Genomic DNA, 15,488 nt, shown 5'->3' with positions numbered 1-15,488 from the left:
ACCGGCGCCATATTGCTACCCGACGTCCTTCACCGAGGTCGGCCCCAATTGCTTGGCACTGGCGTACTCCGGCATCGTCATTGGCTTGTCGAACAGGAAGAACGACTGGTTCGTGCCGACCGTGAATTCCATGTACACGCCCGTCGTGGCATCGAAACCGTAGTAGGCGTTGCAGGTGGAACCCGACGAATACGTGCCGTCCATGCCGGGCTGCGCGAGGACTGCGACGCCGTTGGAGGAGGACTCCACCCTCTCCGTCGGAGTGAGCATCTTGCAGCGCGGCACCGGCAGGCCCTTCATGATGAAGTACCCGTACTCGCCCTTGGCGTTCTGGATGTAGACGTATGAGAGTTTGCCCCGCTTCCCCCACGTCCTGATCCACTGGTTGATCGCTTCGCGGGTCGGCGAGTACTCCATGCGGCCCGCCGGCTGCTGGGCCACGAGACGGTCGTAGTTGTCCTGCTTGGCCTTGTTCTCCTTGTCCTGGCCGGAGTCGCCGGTGCAGGACGTCAGGGCAAGGCCCACAACGAGCGCGACAACGGTGGCCAGGGCCATGCGTGCGAACTTCTTCATGCGGTGCTGCCCTCTTCCCGGGATGAGATGGGGATCAGTTGGTGCACGTCGTGCGCTCGGCTCCGGCATCCAGCCGGTACGGCAGATCCTTGTCGCGGAAGGGTGCGCGGTGCTCCTGGGCGGCCTTCGCGTTGTAGGTGTTGACCGACTCGATCCGCGTGGCCTTCAGCGCGGTGATCGACTGGTCGATCTGCGTCAGGCGAGTCTCCGAAGCGACCTCCCGCTCCTCCCGGAGCCCCTGGATCGTCCCTTCGGCGTTCTGCACGGCCGCGCACAGATCGAAGAACTCCTCGTACGTGGTCTGCCGGAACTCGCCCGAGCCGCCGGTGTTCTCGCGCTTGTCCGCCGCACCGCGGAACGGGGCGGTGATCCACTCCGCGCCGCCGAAGGCGAGCACCCCGATCACGTACAACACCGCCAGGCCGATGACCCCGCTGACGGCCCAGGCCGCCAACCGTGCACCCTCGCGTACCTGCCCCATGGTCATACCCCTTCACAGGTATCTCCGGCACACACCGCATCTGTGATGACGACCGGGCTTGCGCGTACCGAGGCTAGGAGGAGCGTCCGGGACCGGTCCCACGCGCTTGCAGGCCCTCCCTGCTCATCGGGTTCCCGATCACCCACCGGTCGGGGCACCTCGCCGCCGGGCCGGTGCGGTCGCCGTGCGACCGCCGTGCGACCGCCGACGGCACAACTCCGTTGTCGTTTAAAGGGACTTGGCTCCGCTGCCATTGCATGCGATCGATGTCGTCACCCGAAGTGGGCGGCACGAGCAGGCGCCGCGCATCACGCCTCGGGCCCGTGTCACCGACAGCTCCGCGGGAGTCCGTCCCGCCTGTGATCACGCCCCTCGTCCAACCGCTCCACAGGCACTGATCAACCGGCGACTCGATCCGGAAATGGAAGAAGTTTTCCGTTGACGAGTCTGCTACACGTCCGACATGCCGGTGCAACATCCGGGCCGTTAGCTGCCGCATCAACCGTCCGGCGCGACGCCGGTAGGGGATGGGGCACAGCAAGAAGGAGCAGGACATGACGGCCACGGACAGCGCGGACGCGGACAGAACCGCCACCCCGCCCGGGTACTCCCCCCGTCTCTACAACGCGGACCTCGCCCCCGCCACCGAACGCAAGTGGGGCGCCTTCAGCATCTTCAACGTCTGGACCTCGGACGTGCACAGTCTGTACGGCTACTTCCTGGCCGCCAGCCTGTTCCTCGTCGCGGGCAACACCCTCAAGTTCCTCATCGGCATCGGTGTGGGCTCGCTGATCATCTACTGGATGATGACCCTCATCGGCAAGGCGGGCGTCAAGACCGGTGTCCCCTACCCGGTCCTCGCCCGCGCCTCGTTCGGTACCTTCGGCGCCAACGTCCCGGCTCTCGTACGGGCCGTGGTCGCCACCTTCTGGTACGGCGCCCAGACCAGCGCCGCCGCCGGCGCCATCGTGGCCTTCCTCGTCCGCTACGACGGACCCAAGCATCTGCACGAGACCAGCCGGCTCTTCGACCACAGCGGCCTCGAAGTGCTGTGCTACCTCGGCGTCTGGGCCGCCCAACTGCTCATCATCAGCAAGGGGATGGAAACGGTCCGCCGTTTCCAGGACTTCGCCGGCCCGGCGGTGTGGCTGATGATGCTGATCCTCGCGATCGCGCTGTCCGTGAAGGCCGGGGCGCTGTCCTTCTCCGTCGACATGCCGAGCGGCGACCTTGCCGCACTCGCCAAGAGCGCCACCGGGCTCGACGTCAGCCCGGGCTCACTCGCCGCGATCGCGGCGATAGCCGCCACCTGGGTGACCTACTTCGCCGCCCTGTTCCTCAACTTCGGTGACTTCGCACGCTTCACCCCGGACACGAAGGCCCTGAAGAAGGGCAACATCTGGGGCCTGCCCGTCAACCTGATCCTCTTCTCCCTCGTCGCCGCGATCACCACGGCCGCCGCCAGCAAGGTGTACGGCGAGGTCATCCTGGAACCGGCCAAGATCTCCGCCAAGTTCGACAGCGCGTTCCTCGTCCTGCTCGCCGCCCTGACCTTCGCGGTGGCGACCCTCGGCATCAACGTCGTCGCCAACTTCGTCAGTCCCGCCTTCGACTTCGCCAACGTGGCCCCGAAGTACGTGACCTTCCGGCGGGGCGGCCTCATCGCCGCCGTCATCGCGCTGCTGCTCTACCCGCTCCACCCCTGGGACAACGCCCCCAGCTTCGTCAACGCCATCGGCTCGACGATGGGCCCCATCTTCGGTGTGATCGTCGTCGACTACTACCTCATCCGGAAGACACAGCTGAACGTGCCCGCTCTGTACGACGAAGGCGGGGAGTTCCGCTTCCAGGGCGGCTGGAACGTACGGGCGTTCGCCGCCGGGGTGGTGGGCGCCGTCTTCTCCAGCATCCTCCCCGTCTACGGACCGTCCGGATACGGGGCGACGCTGGGTCCGTACTCCTGGTTCATCGGAGTCGTCGTGGCCGGGGTGCTCTACTTCGCGTTCAGCGGAGGCAAGAGCCCCCTCACAGCGAGGACGGGGGCAACGGAAGCGCCGGAGGCGACCAAGGCATAGCAGTCAGCTTCTTCCAGCAACCCGAGTAGGGCGCCCGACCTGGGGTGATGCCGGTCAGGCGCCCTTTTCCCCGCCGCCGCCCCGGCTCGGCCACTGCCCGAGCCGGGTGGGGAGACCGGGCTCCTCCAGGGCCCGGTCCCAGATTCGCCAGAGAGGCTGTGCGCTCGCGAAGGCTGCCCGAACCGGATATCCGTACCAGCCGAGCCAAGCGCAGAGCCCGTTCCCGCACGCACTCTGCCCGCCGTTCCTCAAAGCCGTGCCCACAGCGTGCCCATAAGAGCGGACAACCATGGTCAACAGCGGCGCGGCCATGCCCGGGCAACGTCGCCAGCACAACGAATCCGTGCAGGTCAGCAGCCCTGCAGCCGCGCAAGCGCCGTCGCTTCCCAAGCTGAGAGCGCGAGTTCGATTCTCGTCACCCGCTCTTTTTGAAGCCCCAGGTCAGCAGCCTGGGGCTTGTTTTGTCGAGGACTGTTGCTGCGCTTGCGGGCACCTCTGGACCCCCGAGATCGGGCACGCAGAGACACGTGCGCCTTGAGCCCCCAGCCCGCGCGGGCCGTGCACAAGCCCCCTTGTGGGAGCGGGCACTTGACCGCCAAGGATCCTCCGTCAGAGCGGGAGGTCGTCGGGGAGTACCCGGAACGCCTTGTGGCGGCCCAAGGGGCGTACGGCCCGGAAGTCCCGTCGGTCGAGGGTGAGAATCGCGTCCGTGTCGTAGTCGGCGGCAAGCGCCACGTTCACCGCGTCGGCGAGGTCGAGGTCCAGCGCGCGGTAGCGGACACGGACGGACTGGGCTGCGCCCAGGTGGTCCTCCGTGACCTCCGGCATGACGACACGCCCCCGGCTCATCCAGCGCCGCAGGTCGTCGACCGCGCTGAGGGCGGCCTCCCTGCCGAGCTCACGCGTCGCCACGTGATCCAGTTCCGCCAGCAGGAGCGGCGACATGACCAGCAGGCCCGCCGCCATGATCGCCTCGTTCGCCGCCCGGTGTTCCGGATGAGCCGAGTCCAGGGCCGCCAGAAGGCCGGACGTATCGGCGATGACAATGATCACGCGGCGGATCCGGAACCCGAGCCGGCCTCACGCTGGACGGCCTCGGCGACCGCGTCGCGCACCTCCGACTGGGACAGCGTGTGCCCCGGCCCCTCGAAGGTGCGCGAGAACAGCGGCTCGTCCCACACCCGGTTCGCCATGGCCGCGAGGTGGATGCCCTGGCGGATGATCTCGGCCTCGCTTATCCCCCGGCGCTTGGCGGCCTCCTTGATGATCGCCAGGTCCTCTGGGTCCGCGTAGACGTTCGTGCGCTTCATGGACATGTACCAAGAGTAGTCCATGTACTAGATTGATGTATTCGAGCCTTTCGCTACGTCTCATTGCCCGGTGCCACCGAGCTGCCCTTACAGCGGCTCCGCCTGTCGGGCCGGCCCTGATCGCTGAATCCGTTCTCGATCAGGCCGTTCGCCGCGTGGAAGCCTGGCGAGGGTCGCGCATCGTCCTCAGCTTCACCGGCGCGGATGCAGCGTAGAAACCCCAGGTCAGTGGCCTGGGCTTCGTTGTTGTCCGATCCAAGTCCGTGCACTGATCACGCTCTGCCTCAGACGCCGCTCGTACGCGAGGCAGCCCCCGCGTCTCCATTCAGGGGGTCGGTCCGGCGGCGCAGATCGATGGTTCGCAATGTGGCGGGGAGATCTGCCCGGTAGGGGATCAAACCGAAGCGGTGGTGCTTGATGGTGGCTGCCACCGTCATGTGAGCCTGGACGGGTACGTCGGCGGTGGCCTTGACGATCAGGGTGAAGGTCTCATCACCGATCAGGGCGTGACGGCTGGTGGCTTTGATGCGCCATTCCGGGTCACTGTCCCTTTCACCCATTCCGATGACGAAGAATTCCTCCCGGCCTTGGCCGCGGGTGACTTCGAGTGTGGATTCAACGATCGCGAGTTTGGCGGTCAGTCCAACGGTTGTGGCCCGCTCCATTGGGTGGGAGCGCTTCTTGGGAGAGATCGACCAGGCGATCGGCTGTCGGTCCGCGGGCTGCCCGGGAGACTCCAGAAGGACGCCGACGGCAGCGTCGGCGAAAGGATCGCCATTTGCCGGCGGGCGGAAGGCGCACGTGACGCTGAGGAGGAAGTAGTCGCTGTGCGACGACTCCGCGGCCAGGAAGCCGAGCCATTCCGCCTCGCCTGCCGCTGCCTCCTCCGCCGTCAGGGGGTGGACGACGGCGGTACTGAGCGACACCCGCCCCTCGATGCGCTGCTGCGGGGCAGGTGACTGCAGCCGGGGCACCTCCACCAGGTCGATCTCGTGGAGCGGGGTCGGGGGCAGTTCCAGGTGGGTCACGATGCAGCTCCGTCGTTCGTGTCCGAATGGCGCCAGTCGCCGATGAAGCAGAACGAGCCCCAGTCCCGGAAGGCCGGGTGGCGGGCGCGGACGGCCGACTGCGCGGCGCGGAAAGCAGCCCGCCGATCTGGTGTCTGCGCGAGTCGCTCGTAAAGCGTCCCGAAGAACTCCGTGGCCACCTGCGGGTGGACCGGCCACAGGCATCCGATGACGGCCGATGCACCGGCCGCCAGGAACGCTGCGGGCAGGCCGCGCAGGTTGTCATTGACGTCGAACCGGCCCAGCGCGGATTCGCATGAACTCATCGTGACGAGTTCGACGCCTCGCAGGTCGGCCTGGAGGATGTCGTGGGCAAAGACGCGACCGTCGTGGTCTGCGTCCGGCGACAGGAACAGGCACTGGTACCACGAGGCCCACTCGTTGTGTGCCCCGTGCGCGGCCACGTGGACGTACCGTGCGTCGGCGAGTTCGCTGAGCAGTCGCCGCGGTGTCGCCGCGGCTCCCAGCACCGCGTGACCGCCCATCGCCGCCGCGACCTGGGCGGCGTGTGTCTCCAGGGCGTTTTGCACGAGCAGCCCGTGCCGGGCACCCCCGGCCGCGGATGCGAAGGCCACGAGCCCATGCCCGGACGGACGGTGGAGGCCGGGTGCCTGGGTACGGAGGAAGCCCAGGCCCGGCACTTGGGTGACGGTCCAGTCCTCGGCAAGGGGGCGGCCGTTGACCTCTAGGAGGTGGTAGGGGAGGTAGTGCAGCGGGCCGTTGGGCCATATGCAGAGGTGCCTCTTTCCCTGGGCCCACCAGCTGTCCAGCGAAGCAGTGAAGGCTGCCAGGTAAGAGACGCTGTCGTCCCTGAGTTGCCCTTGTGCGTCACGGCTGAGCGGCCGATGCAGCGGGTCCGCGACGACGGCCTGCCGCAGGGCAGCCACGTGAAAGGCCACCGGGTGGGCGGAGAGAGTGTGCCCCGCACGCATGAAGCGAATGAGCCCGGCTTCGAAGTTCGGCAGCAACACGGTGTGGTGCTCCATGTCGTCGCGGGTCACCGCCAGACCGGACAGCGAGGTCACCGGCGCCTCGGAGTTGTCCTGGTGGGTGTGGCCGAGATACAGCGACAGCAGCACCGTGTCTTCGGTCAGGAGCGCCTGCAACTCGTCGGGGAACATCATCGGCATACGGTCCATGCGGCCGGAGGCGAGAAGCTCCTGACTGATCCACCGGTCCGCCGCACGCTGCATATTGCGGTGCTCCGTCTCGGCGCCGACTCCGAGCTCGGACTCACCGGCGCCCACGTAGAAGAGCATCGCCTGGTCGGGGCCCGGCAGTTCGGGCTCGCTCAGCGGTCCCGACAGCTGCGACTCGTCCGCCCTGACGCGGGCCAGCAGCCGCGAGAGTGGCGCGGAGGGGGTGAACGGGCCGGGCCGTCCGGTGATGACCGTGAAGTCGACTCCCTTGGCGGCCTGGTGAAGCACCATCATCAGGCCGTACGAGATAGTGGGGCCGCTCAGTTTGAGGATCAGCTGTTGGTACAGATCCCGGAGCTTCCAGCCGACGACCTCGTCGATGCCACCCCGCAACCACACGGCGGCGGGGATCAACGCCGCCACGGCCTCGCCGGCGCTGCTCTCGTCGGCTGACAGAACACTGCGCAGCGCGGCATCGAGGCTGTTCAGCGCCATGTCGATCTGACCGCACACGGCGTAGGCGGCAGTTGCGTCGGCGAAGTGACCTGCGGCGAGGGCATGCTGTCCTGTCGCCGACGTGCGCAGTCCCATGTCGTACGAGAGCGTGCCGTCGAGGTAGTCGAGTGCCTGACGGTAACGGCCGCACAGCTCCGGAGCCAGCTCCCGTGCCTCGGCGATGAGAGCGCGGCCGACGTGTTCCTCGTCGCTCCCCCGGGCGTGCGCCGCGAGGTGGATAAAGGTCGCCGCGCGCTGCTCGGGAGTCCAGCCGTCTCGGTCCGCGATGGTGCGAAATTGTCCCGCGGCATTCTCCGCTCGCATCGGCCACGGGGAGCAGCGCAGGCGGCTGTCCGCCAGACAGTGCACTTCACTGTCCCAGCGGCGCCGACGGTAGGAGTCTCCGGGCAGGTCCGGCAGTTCGCGGTCGGCGGCCTCGATCAGCTGGAGCTCCAGGTCGGGCCGGCGGGCCTCCTCGGCGAGCGTGAGCGCCTCGGTGAAGACGCTGGCGGCCTCCCGCGTCCCCTGCCGGTCCCGGATGGCGGCCAGCGGCAGGGGCAGCATGTCCTGAACGTCGCCGGGCAGCGAGAGCTCACCCAGTGAGCACAGGACTCTCAGCAGGTACAGATGGGTGAGGGGATCCTCGACGGGATCGAGCACGTCGAACGCCTCACGGGCAGCCGCCCGTATCTCCTCGTCGTGCGACTCCTGCGTGAGACCGGCGACCACGGACAGGGCCTCGGCCAGCGCTTTGAGGACACGCCCCCGCCGGTGCCCGTGCGACAGTGCGGCGGCCTCGCGCAGATACGGGACCGCCTCCTCGGCGGCGACCAGGGGAGGAGGCATCTCCGCGGTTTCCGGTGCGACGGAATCGTCCGGATGGATCGAGCGGTGCCGAGCCTGACGGTCGCGCCACAGATCGTGGGCCGACTCGAAGGTCAGTCCCGCCATGTTCCCCAGGTACGGACTGACACGCAGCAGTCCCGCGGCGAACAGTGTCTCCGAGAGTTCGGCGACGTCCTCGGCGCGGTCGCCGTCGCGCAGCACGGCGATCTGTTCGTCCGCCACCGCACAGGCACGGCGGAAGAGCAGCCCGTCGGCCACCTCGATCAGCGCGAGCCGTCCTGCCTCGACGTAGGCATCGGCCGCCGACCACCAGGGCGTTCCCGGTCTGGCGGCCCAACGGGGGCGCGCAGCCTCCAGCGCGAGCGTCAGCGTCGGCACCGCGTCGCGCGGTCGGCCGACCCCTACAAGTCGTAGACCCCCCAACACCACGGACACCACGGCAGCCTCCGAGAGCACGAGGGACGGATCCCTCACCCGGCGTATGGCCTCGCTCTCGGTCAGCACTCTTGCCGAGAGCTGCCCGGCGAGAGCGCCCAGGGTCCGGGCCTGACGCCGGACCTCGGGATCGTCCCTGTGGGGCACCGGGCCGTCCTCGGCCACGGCAGGTGCGTCGGGCTGGACAGCCCCACCTGCTCTTCTGGCCCGGGAAGTCCACTCGAGAAGGAGTCCCATGACTCTGCTCAAGTCGGTCAGGTGCGCCTCGCGATGGGCGCCCTTCGTCAGGTCGGCGGCCTGACGCAGCCACCCGGCCGCTTCGCGGAGCAGGGCTACGACGTCGTCCTCTTCCCCGGCTGCCGCTCCCACTGCCTCCCCGCGACGGGCGAGAGCCGAACCGAGTCCGGCTGCCGCACGCGCGTACGCCGAGGTGTCCCCGGCAGCGTCCACGAGAGCATCCCGACAGGCCCTCTCGGCCTGAGCGAGATCCTCGGTGTCCCCTGCGAACTCGAAGCGTCGCAGGAGGGCATCGGCGAAGGATGTTCGGCGGCTCACCCGCCGCAGGGCCGACGATTCCGGGAGAGCGGCCACCCTGGCCAACAGCTCCACCGCAGCATCTGCGTCGGCGCTCCGTTCCACCGCAGGACGGTCGGGAAGAGCCGCGCGATGTCGGAGCGCGAGGCCGTGGAGGGTGTCCCGGTATGCATTGTCACCGCTGTCCGCCACGGTCCTGATCAGACTGATGGCCTGATCGAGGGCAGCGACGTCACCCGTCTCCTCGGCATCCATGACCAGATCTGCCGCATGTTCCAGCGGGTCGCTCCACGGGTCGTACCCGGTCTCATCAGCGAACCGTGGCCACAGCTCACGCGGCACGCGCCGGTGATCGACCAGGTAGAGCAGGCCGAACACACCGATGGCTGTCTCGAGGTCCTTAGCGGCAAGGGAGTCGTTCCTGCGTGCGACGGAGCGGGCCCAATAGAACGCGGCAATGGTGTGCAGGACATCCGGGTCGGCCTCTTCGGGGCGCCGGTCGACCGAGGCGAAGAGATCCACCGCAAGAGCCAAGGCATCGTCGTCGAGCACACGTTGCGGCTCTACGCCGTTGCCGAACTCCCGTATGCGGGCAGCCAGTTCACCGAGCCGCGTGTCCTCCACGAATCCCCCGTCCCCCGTCGGAGCACTCATGGTAATGAGGACGACACTGGCGGCCCCGGTCGAACTGTCGATCCGCACAGGGGCCACACAACCAGTTGCGGGGACCGACACTCCTCCACCGCGACCGGGACTTCGAATGCATCGCCGCCGTCACCGGCCAGGCGCATCAGCGGTACAGGCCAGAAGTCGTCGAGTGAGAACAGGCACCACCACGAGCCCCTGCACACACGCGAACACCCTCACCGACGCGCGCCGATGAGCCCGAACGACCGCAACGCCGGTTTCATGCGCCTGCTCCAGCCACCGACTCTGTGCAGCCTGCGCCCATTGCGTGCCCGTATGTGCAGCCGCAATGTCACTTCAGGAGCTGGCCCCCGTGCGAAGCAGCCCATGGGCATTGCACCGTCAGCAAGCGCCGGCCTCCCCCCTTCCGAGATTCCGTGCCCTCCGCGTGCCCGTAAGGACGGAAAACCACGGTCAACAGCGGTGCGATCCGGCCTACACGGCCACTCCAGGAACTCGGCATCTGCGCTGGTCAGAGCCATGGAACACGTCCAAGCGCCGTCGCTTCCCAAGCTGAGAGCGCGAGTTCGATTCTCGTCACCCGCTCCATGATGAAACCCCAGGTCAGTGGCCTGGGGTTTGTTTCTGTCCGGTCAGCCGGCTCTTCGCCGCTCCCTGAATCTCGTGGCGGCCGCCTCCAGGTCCACGATCGGGGCCGGGTAGTCCACGCCCGCACGGGCCGCTTCGTCGAGATGCGCGAGACGGTGGACCGTCCTGGCGTCGAGGTGCCTCAGTTCCGGGAGCCAGCGGCGTACGTACTCCCCTGCGGGGTCGAAACGGCGTGCGTGGACGAGGGGGTCGAGCAGCCGGTTCGGGCGGGTGTCCGTGCCGGTTCCGGCGGCCCACTGCCAGTTGAGCTGGTTGTTCGCGACGTCTCCGTCGACCAGCAGGTCCAGGAAGTGGCGGGCACCCACCCGCCAGTCCACATAGAGCGTCTTGGTCAGGAAGCTCGCCGCGAGCATGCGGACCCGGTTCGGCATCCAGCCCTCGTGGCGCAGCTGCCGCATGCCCGCGTCGACTACGGGATAGCCCGTACGGCCCTCCTGCCACGCCTCGACCTCCCTCGGGGCGCGGCGCCAACGGTCGTGCCGGGAACGGTAGTCGTGGCCGGCGGCTTCAGGGCGGGCCGCCAGGACCTGGTGGTGGAAGTCCCGCCAGGCGAGCTGGCGGACGAAGGCGTGCGACCCGGCGTTGTCCTGGGCGCGGGCCCGGTGCAGCAGTTCGGTGGGGGACAGACAACCGAAGTGCACATACGGCGAGAGCCGCGAGGTCGCGTCGGCGGCCAGGTCGTCGTGCCGCTCGTCGTAGGCGGAGAGCGGGCCGGACAGCCATGACCGCAGCCTGCGGCGCGCCTCGGATTCCCCTCCGGCGGGCAGACCGGGCGACGGGGAGCCCACCGCGAGGGACTCGGCGCGGGGCAGGTCTGCCGAGCGCACGTCGGATACCCGTACGGTGTCCGGCGCCCGCAGGACGCCCCGCACGGAGAAGGTCTCCCAGCGGCGGAAGTACGGCGTGAAGACCGCGAAGTGGTCCTTGCCACCGCCCGAGGGCGTCAGGGCCCCCGCCGGTACGGCCGTCAACGAGGTGTCGTGCACGCGCAGTTCGCGCCGGTCGCCCGCCAGCGCCACGCGCAGCCGGTCCTCGCGCCGTACCGCGTAACGGCTCACCCCGCCCGCGATGTGCACCACGGCTGCCCCGGTCTCCGTCGCCACCCGGCAGGTCTCCTCGACCACGTCGCCGACGCGCACCACCAGGCGGCCGCCCCGCTGCCGCAGGGCCGCGTCGAGGTCGGCCAGGCTGTCGGCCAGGAACGCCGCCCGGTTGGGCACGGCGAAACCGGTACGGCGGATGCCGGTGTCGACGACGAAGAGCGGGACCACGCGTTCCGCGTCCCTCAGAGCAGCCCGCAGGACCGGGTTGTCGTGCACTCGCAGATCCGCGGTGAACAGGGCGACCGAGACGCGCACGGTTCCTCGATCCCCTTCAGCGGGTACGGGCCGGTTCAGGGGCGGCCGATTCGGCCGCAGCCGCGATATTGCGGGCCATGCCGCCGAAGACCGCCGCGTGGAACGGGGCCACGCCCCACCAGTAGGCGTGCCCGGCCAGGCCGTGCGGATGGAACAGGGCCCGCTGCCGGTACACCGCGCACCCCTGTGGATCCGGGTCGACGGTCATCTCCAGCCAGGCCAGGCCCGGCAGCCGCATCTCCGCGCGCAGCCGAAGCAGCCGGCCCGGCTCGATCTCCTCCACTCGCCAGAAGTCCAGGCTGTCGCCGACCCGCAGCCGGATCGCGTCGCGGCGGCCCCGGCGCAGGCCGACACCGCCCACCAGGGTGTCCAGCCAGCCGCGCAGGGACCAGGCCAGCGGCGAGGAGTACCAGCCGTTCTCGCCGCCGATCGCCTCCACCACCCGCCACAGAGCCTGCGGCGACGCCGCGACCGTACGCTCGCGGTAATCCGTGTAGAGGCTGCCGCCCGCCCAGTCGGGGTCGGTCGGCAGCGGGTCGCTGGGGGCGCGGGCAGTCGACGCCGAGGACCACCTGGTGGCCACGTCCGCGTCCTGCACGCGCCGCAGGGCCAGCCGGATCGCCCGCTCGAGGGTGACCAGCCCCTCCGGCGGGTCCGGCACGTACCGGACGACGTCCCGCTCGGCGCAGACCACCTCGTGTTTCAGTGACTCGACCAAGGGGCGCGCGAGAGCGCCCGGCACCGGGGTGACCAGACCGACCCAGAGGCTGGACAACCGGGGGGTGAGCAGCGGAACGGGCAGGATGACCCGCTTCGGCAGCTCCGCGATGGCGGCGTACTGCCGCATCATCTCCTGATACGTGACGACATCCGGCCCGCCGATGTCGAAGGCCCGGTTCACGTCGTACGGCAGCCGCGCGCACCCCACGAGGAGGCGCAGCACGTCGCGGACGGCGATCGGCTGGATGCGGGTGCGCACCCAGCTCGGGGTCACCATTACGGGGAGCCGCTCGGTCAGGTACCGCAGCATCTCGAAGGACGCCGAACCCGAACCGATGATCACGGCGGCCCGCAGTACGGCGGTCGGCACGCCCGAGGCCAGGAGGATGCGGCCCACTTCGGCGCGGGACCGCAGATGGGGTGACAGTGCGTTCTCGGGTACTCCGGAGGGGCTCAGCCCGCCGAGGTAGACGATCCGCCGGATTCCGGCAGCACGCGCCTGCTCACCGAAGATCCTGGCCGCGCGCCGGTCGGTCTCCTCGAAACCCCGCCCGGTGTTCAGCGCGTGCACCAGGTAGTACGCGACGTCCGTTCCCTCCATGGCCGCACGCACAGATGCCTCGTCCATCACGTCCCCGCGCACGACCTCCGCCTGCCCTGCCCACGGATGGTCCCGCAGCTTGCCGGGTGAGCGGGCCAGGCAGCGCACCGAGTACCCGGCCGCCAGCAGCTCCGGCACCAGCCTGCCGCCCAGGTAACCGGTGGCGCCGGTGACCAGACAGCGCAGCGGCCGGTCGTCGTCGGTCATGCCGGTCGCACGTATGCCGGTCGAGTGCACTTTGTCCGGCGACGGGCGGCGGACCGGGCCGCAAGAAACGTCATGGCTCTCATGTCTTCCCGGGACGTGCCCCTCCGAGGGGCTCTGTCGCTGTTCCCTGAGGCCATGCTTGGGGCCGAGGGCGAGCACCGCAACCTCGCAGTAGCGACGAACACTCCGGACCTGCCCGAGGGACGATGCGGTCCGGAGGGCGCAGGCGTCGCGTTCGCGTATGGCCCGGCTGGTGCCGGCGTCCGTGCCCACAGCGTGCCCGCAAGAAGGTCTGCGGCCTGGGGTTAGTTTGTTGTCCAGATCATGCTGGAGCGGATGCAGGCGACGCTCGGCAACGCGACCTCCTGCGCCGTGTCCGGCCGGCCCTGCCCGCGGGCCCTAGTCGTTCCTCGTGAAGGTGCCGAGACCGGACGTGTCGAGGTGCTCGACCCGGACCTTGTCGGCGCGTCCGCCGGGTCCGACGGTGAAGGTCACGCCGGACAGGCCGACGGCCATTTCGCCGGTGGTGCGGTAGCTGAAGGTGTCACCGTCGTAGTGGCTCAAGGAGAACCGTTGCTTCCTGGGCCCAAGTTGCATGGTGAGTTCGTTCCCCTGGACGCTGACGGTCATCGGGCCGTAGTAATCATTGGAGTACGTTCCGGTGTAGGCGCTGTTCGCCTTGGCGGGTGCGGGCGAGGCCGGAGGCTTGCTGTAGTCGACCGGCGACTGTTCCCCATGCAGGGACTGCTTGAAGATCGGCCCGAGGAACGTCAGCCAGTCGACGGTCGGCCCGCCCGTCGACGCGGTGTCGAGGAACGTGGAGGCGATCGCCTCGGGCACGCCGATGGGCTCGCCGTTGGTCAGGACGACGATGCCGAGCTTCTCCGAGGGCAACAACGCGACGTTGGTGGCCGCCCCCAGCGCGAAGCCCCCGGAGTGGCCGAGCTTCAGCCTGCCCTGGTCGTCGTAGCTCACGTTCCAGCCGAGCCCGTAGAACCCGGACCTGCCCGCGGGCGCGTGCGGCGGCTCGGAGACCATGCGCGGCAGGTGGGTCTGCTCCAGCGCCTCGGCGTCGACGACTTGCCGCCCCTCAAATTTGCCGTTGCCCAGTTGCAGGCGCAGCCACTTCGTCATGTCCCGGGCCGTGGAGCTGGCCCCGCCCGCCGGGCTCTGGGCGTCCGGGTCGCGCACATGCTCGGCACGCCAGGTGTCCCCGGTCTTCACATGCAAGGCGGCCTTGTTGCCCGCTTTCTCGTAGTCGGCGAAGGAAGAGCTGGTGGAGCCCATGCCGAGCGGCCTGTACAGCTTCTCGTCGGACAGCTTCTCCCAGCTGGTCCCCGCTGCTCGCGCGGTGGCGACGCCGGCTTCGGTCAGCCCGAAGTTGGTGTACGCGTAGTGGGCACGGAAGGGGGCCGACGGTTCGTAACGAAGGTGGTCCAGGATGTACGAGCGGTCGTAACCGAGGTCCTCCAGGACGTCTCCGGCGTGGTCGGGCAGTCCGCTGCGATGCGAGAACAGGTCGGCCAGCGTGACATGGCGGGTGACCCATGGGTCCTTCAGCTTGAAGCCGGGGTTGTGGTCGACCACCGGGTCGTCCCAGCCGACGGTCTTCTCGCCCACGACCGCGGCGACCACGGTGGACGCAATGGGCTTGGAGACCGAGGCGAGCTGGAAGACGGTGTCCGCTCCGACCCGGTCCTTCGTACCTGCCTTCCGCAGGCCGAACCCCTTCAGATACAGCACCTTGTCGTTGTGCACCACGCCCACGGCGACTCCGGGCACACCGGTGCGGCGCATGGCATCCCGTACGACGTCGTCCAGCTTGCTCACCGCGCTCTCGACCTCGGCCCGGGTGAGCTGTGGCGGTGGCTGGGCGGGTGGGACGGTGGGCAGCGGCGAGGTCGCGACGGCCGCACGCCCGGCGACGGTGGTGTCGGCATCGGACCCGGTACAGCCGACGGCCAGTACCGCTACCAGGCCGAGTGCAGCGGCGGAGCGAACGGGGCGGGGGCATGCATTGTCGAGTCGGGACATGTCCTCAATGGAAGTCCCGCCCCCGGCACCTGTCGCGCCTTGGCGGGCCGTTCGGGGGGTCAGGCACAACGCCGTCACGCTCGCCTGTTCAGGCCGAAGGCTGAGTCCCTGTGCACGGTGTCGTGCCCATAGCGTGCCCAAGAGAGCGGACAACTACGGTCAACAGCGGTGGGATCCGACACCACTTTCATCCCAGAGAGAAGACATCTGCGCAGGTCAGAGCCATAGAGACCACCCAAGCGCCGTCGCTTCCCAAGCTGAGAGCGCGAGTTCGATTCTCGTCACCCGCTCCATGATGAACCCCCAGGTCAGAGACC

The 15,488-nt window shown here is 68.9% G+C and carries 10 protein-coding genes and 1 pseudogene; 2 read left to right on the top strand and 9 right to left on the bottom strand.

What is annotated here, in order from left to right; all coding sequences use genetic code 11:
- Positions 1 to 15: 15 nt before the first annotated feature.
- Both EDD92_RS25360 and EDD92_RS25355 read right to left on the bottom strand, forming a co-directional pair.
- Positions 16 to 573 (bottom strand): hypothetical protein, encoded by a 558-nt coding sequence (locus EDD92_RS25360; protein WP_123966412.1) that lies wholly within the window; start codon positions 571 to 573, stop codon positions 16 to 18.
- Between the two features lie 34 nt (positions 574 to 607).
- Positions 608 to 1,060, bottom strand: coding sequence for a hypothetical protein (locus tag EDD92_RS25355; RefSeq protein WP_123966411.1), 453 nt, complete (start codon positions 1,058 to 1,060; stop codon positions 608 to 610).
- Positions 1,061 to 1,608: 548 nt separating this feature from the next.
- On the opposite strand from EDD92_RS25355, the gene EDD92_RS25350 reads away from it, so the two are divergent.
- A complete protein-coding gene (locus tag EDD92_RS25350) occupies positions 1,609 to 3,129 on the top strand; it encodes an NCS1 family nucleobase:cation symporter-1 (protein WP_123966410.1) in 1,521 nt (506 codons plus the stop codon).
- 609 nt (positions 3,130 to 3,738) lie between these two features.
- On the opposite strand, the gene EDD92_RS25345 is transcribed toward EDD92_RS25350, so the two are convergent.
- The 4 genes from EDD92_RS25345 to EDD92_RS25330 form a co-directional block, all read right to left on the bottom strand.
- Positions 3,739 to 4,182, bottom strand: a complete 444-nt coding sequence (locus tag EDD92_RS25345) for a PIN domain-containing protein (RefSeq protein WP_123966409.1) — start codon at positions 4,180 to 4,182, stop codon at positions 3,739 to 3,741.
- Entirely contained in the window at positions 4,179 to 4,445 is a 267-nt protein-coding gene (locus tag EDD92_RS25340) for a CopG family transcriptional regulator (protein WP_123966408.1), read from the bottom strand. The genes EDD92_RS25345 and EDD92_RS25340 overlap by 4 nt, the downstream gene beginning before the upstream one ends.
- A gap of 278 nt (positions 4,446 to 4,723) precedes the next feature.
- Complete coding sequence (locus tag EDD92_RS25335) at positions 4,724 to 5,419, bottom strand: hypothetical protein (protein ID WP_185124121.1); 696 nt, start codon at positions 5,417 to 5,419, stop codon at positions 4,724 to 4,726.
- Positions 5,420 to 5,463: 44 nt separating this feature from the next.
- Positions 5,464 to 9,609, bottom strand: a complete 4,146-nt coding sequence (locus tag EDD92_RS25330) for a CHAT domain-containing protein (RefSeq protein ID WP_123966406.1) — start codon at positions 9,607 to 9,609, stop codon at positions 5,464 to 5,466.
- Positions 9,610 to 9,671: 62 nt separating this feature from the next.
- Between EDD92_RS25330 and EDD92_RS51335 the strand changes: the two are divergent.
- A pseudogene (locus EDD92_RS51335) lies at positions 9,672 to 9,776 on the top strand (VapC toxin family PIN domain ribonuclease); the annotation flags it as partial.
- Positions 9,777 to 10,235: 459 nt separating this feature from the next.
- On the opposite strand, the gene EDD92_RS25325 reads toward EDD92_RS51335, so the two are convergent.
- The 3 genes from EDD92_RS25325 to EDD92_RS25315 form a co-directional block, all read right to left on the bottom strand.
- Entirely contained in the window at positions 10,236 to 11,609 is a 1,374-nt protein-coding gene (locus tag EDD92_RS25325) for a deoxyribodipyrimidine photo-lyase (protein ID WP_123966405.1), read from the bottom strand.
- 16 nt (positions 11,610 to 11,625) lie between these two features.
- Positions 11,626 to 13,137, bottom strand: coding sequence for an SDR family oxidoreductase (locus tag EDD92_RS25320; protein ID WP_123966404.1), 1,512 nt, complete (start codon positions 13,135 to 13,137; stop codon positions 11,626 to 11,628).
- A 399-nt stretch (positions 13,138 to 13,536) separates the two neighbouring features.
- Positions 13,537 to 15,171 carry a serine hydrolase gene (locus EDD92_RS25315; RefSeq protein ID WP_123966403.1) on the bottom strand — a complete coding sequence of 545 codons (1,635 nt, stop codon included), beginning with the start codon at positions 15,169 to 15,171 and terminating at the stop codon, positions 13,537 to 13,539.
- Between the last annotated feature and the right edge of the window lie 317 nt (positions 15,172 to 15,488).

This window comes from Streptomyces sp. TLI_185 (genome assembly GCF_003814765.1).
Taxonomy (GTDB): Bacteria; Actinomycetota; Actinomycetes; order Streptomycetales; family Streptomycetaceae; genus Streptomyces.
This window is presented reverse-complemented; position numbering and strand designations above follow the sequence as displayed.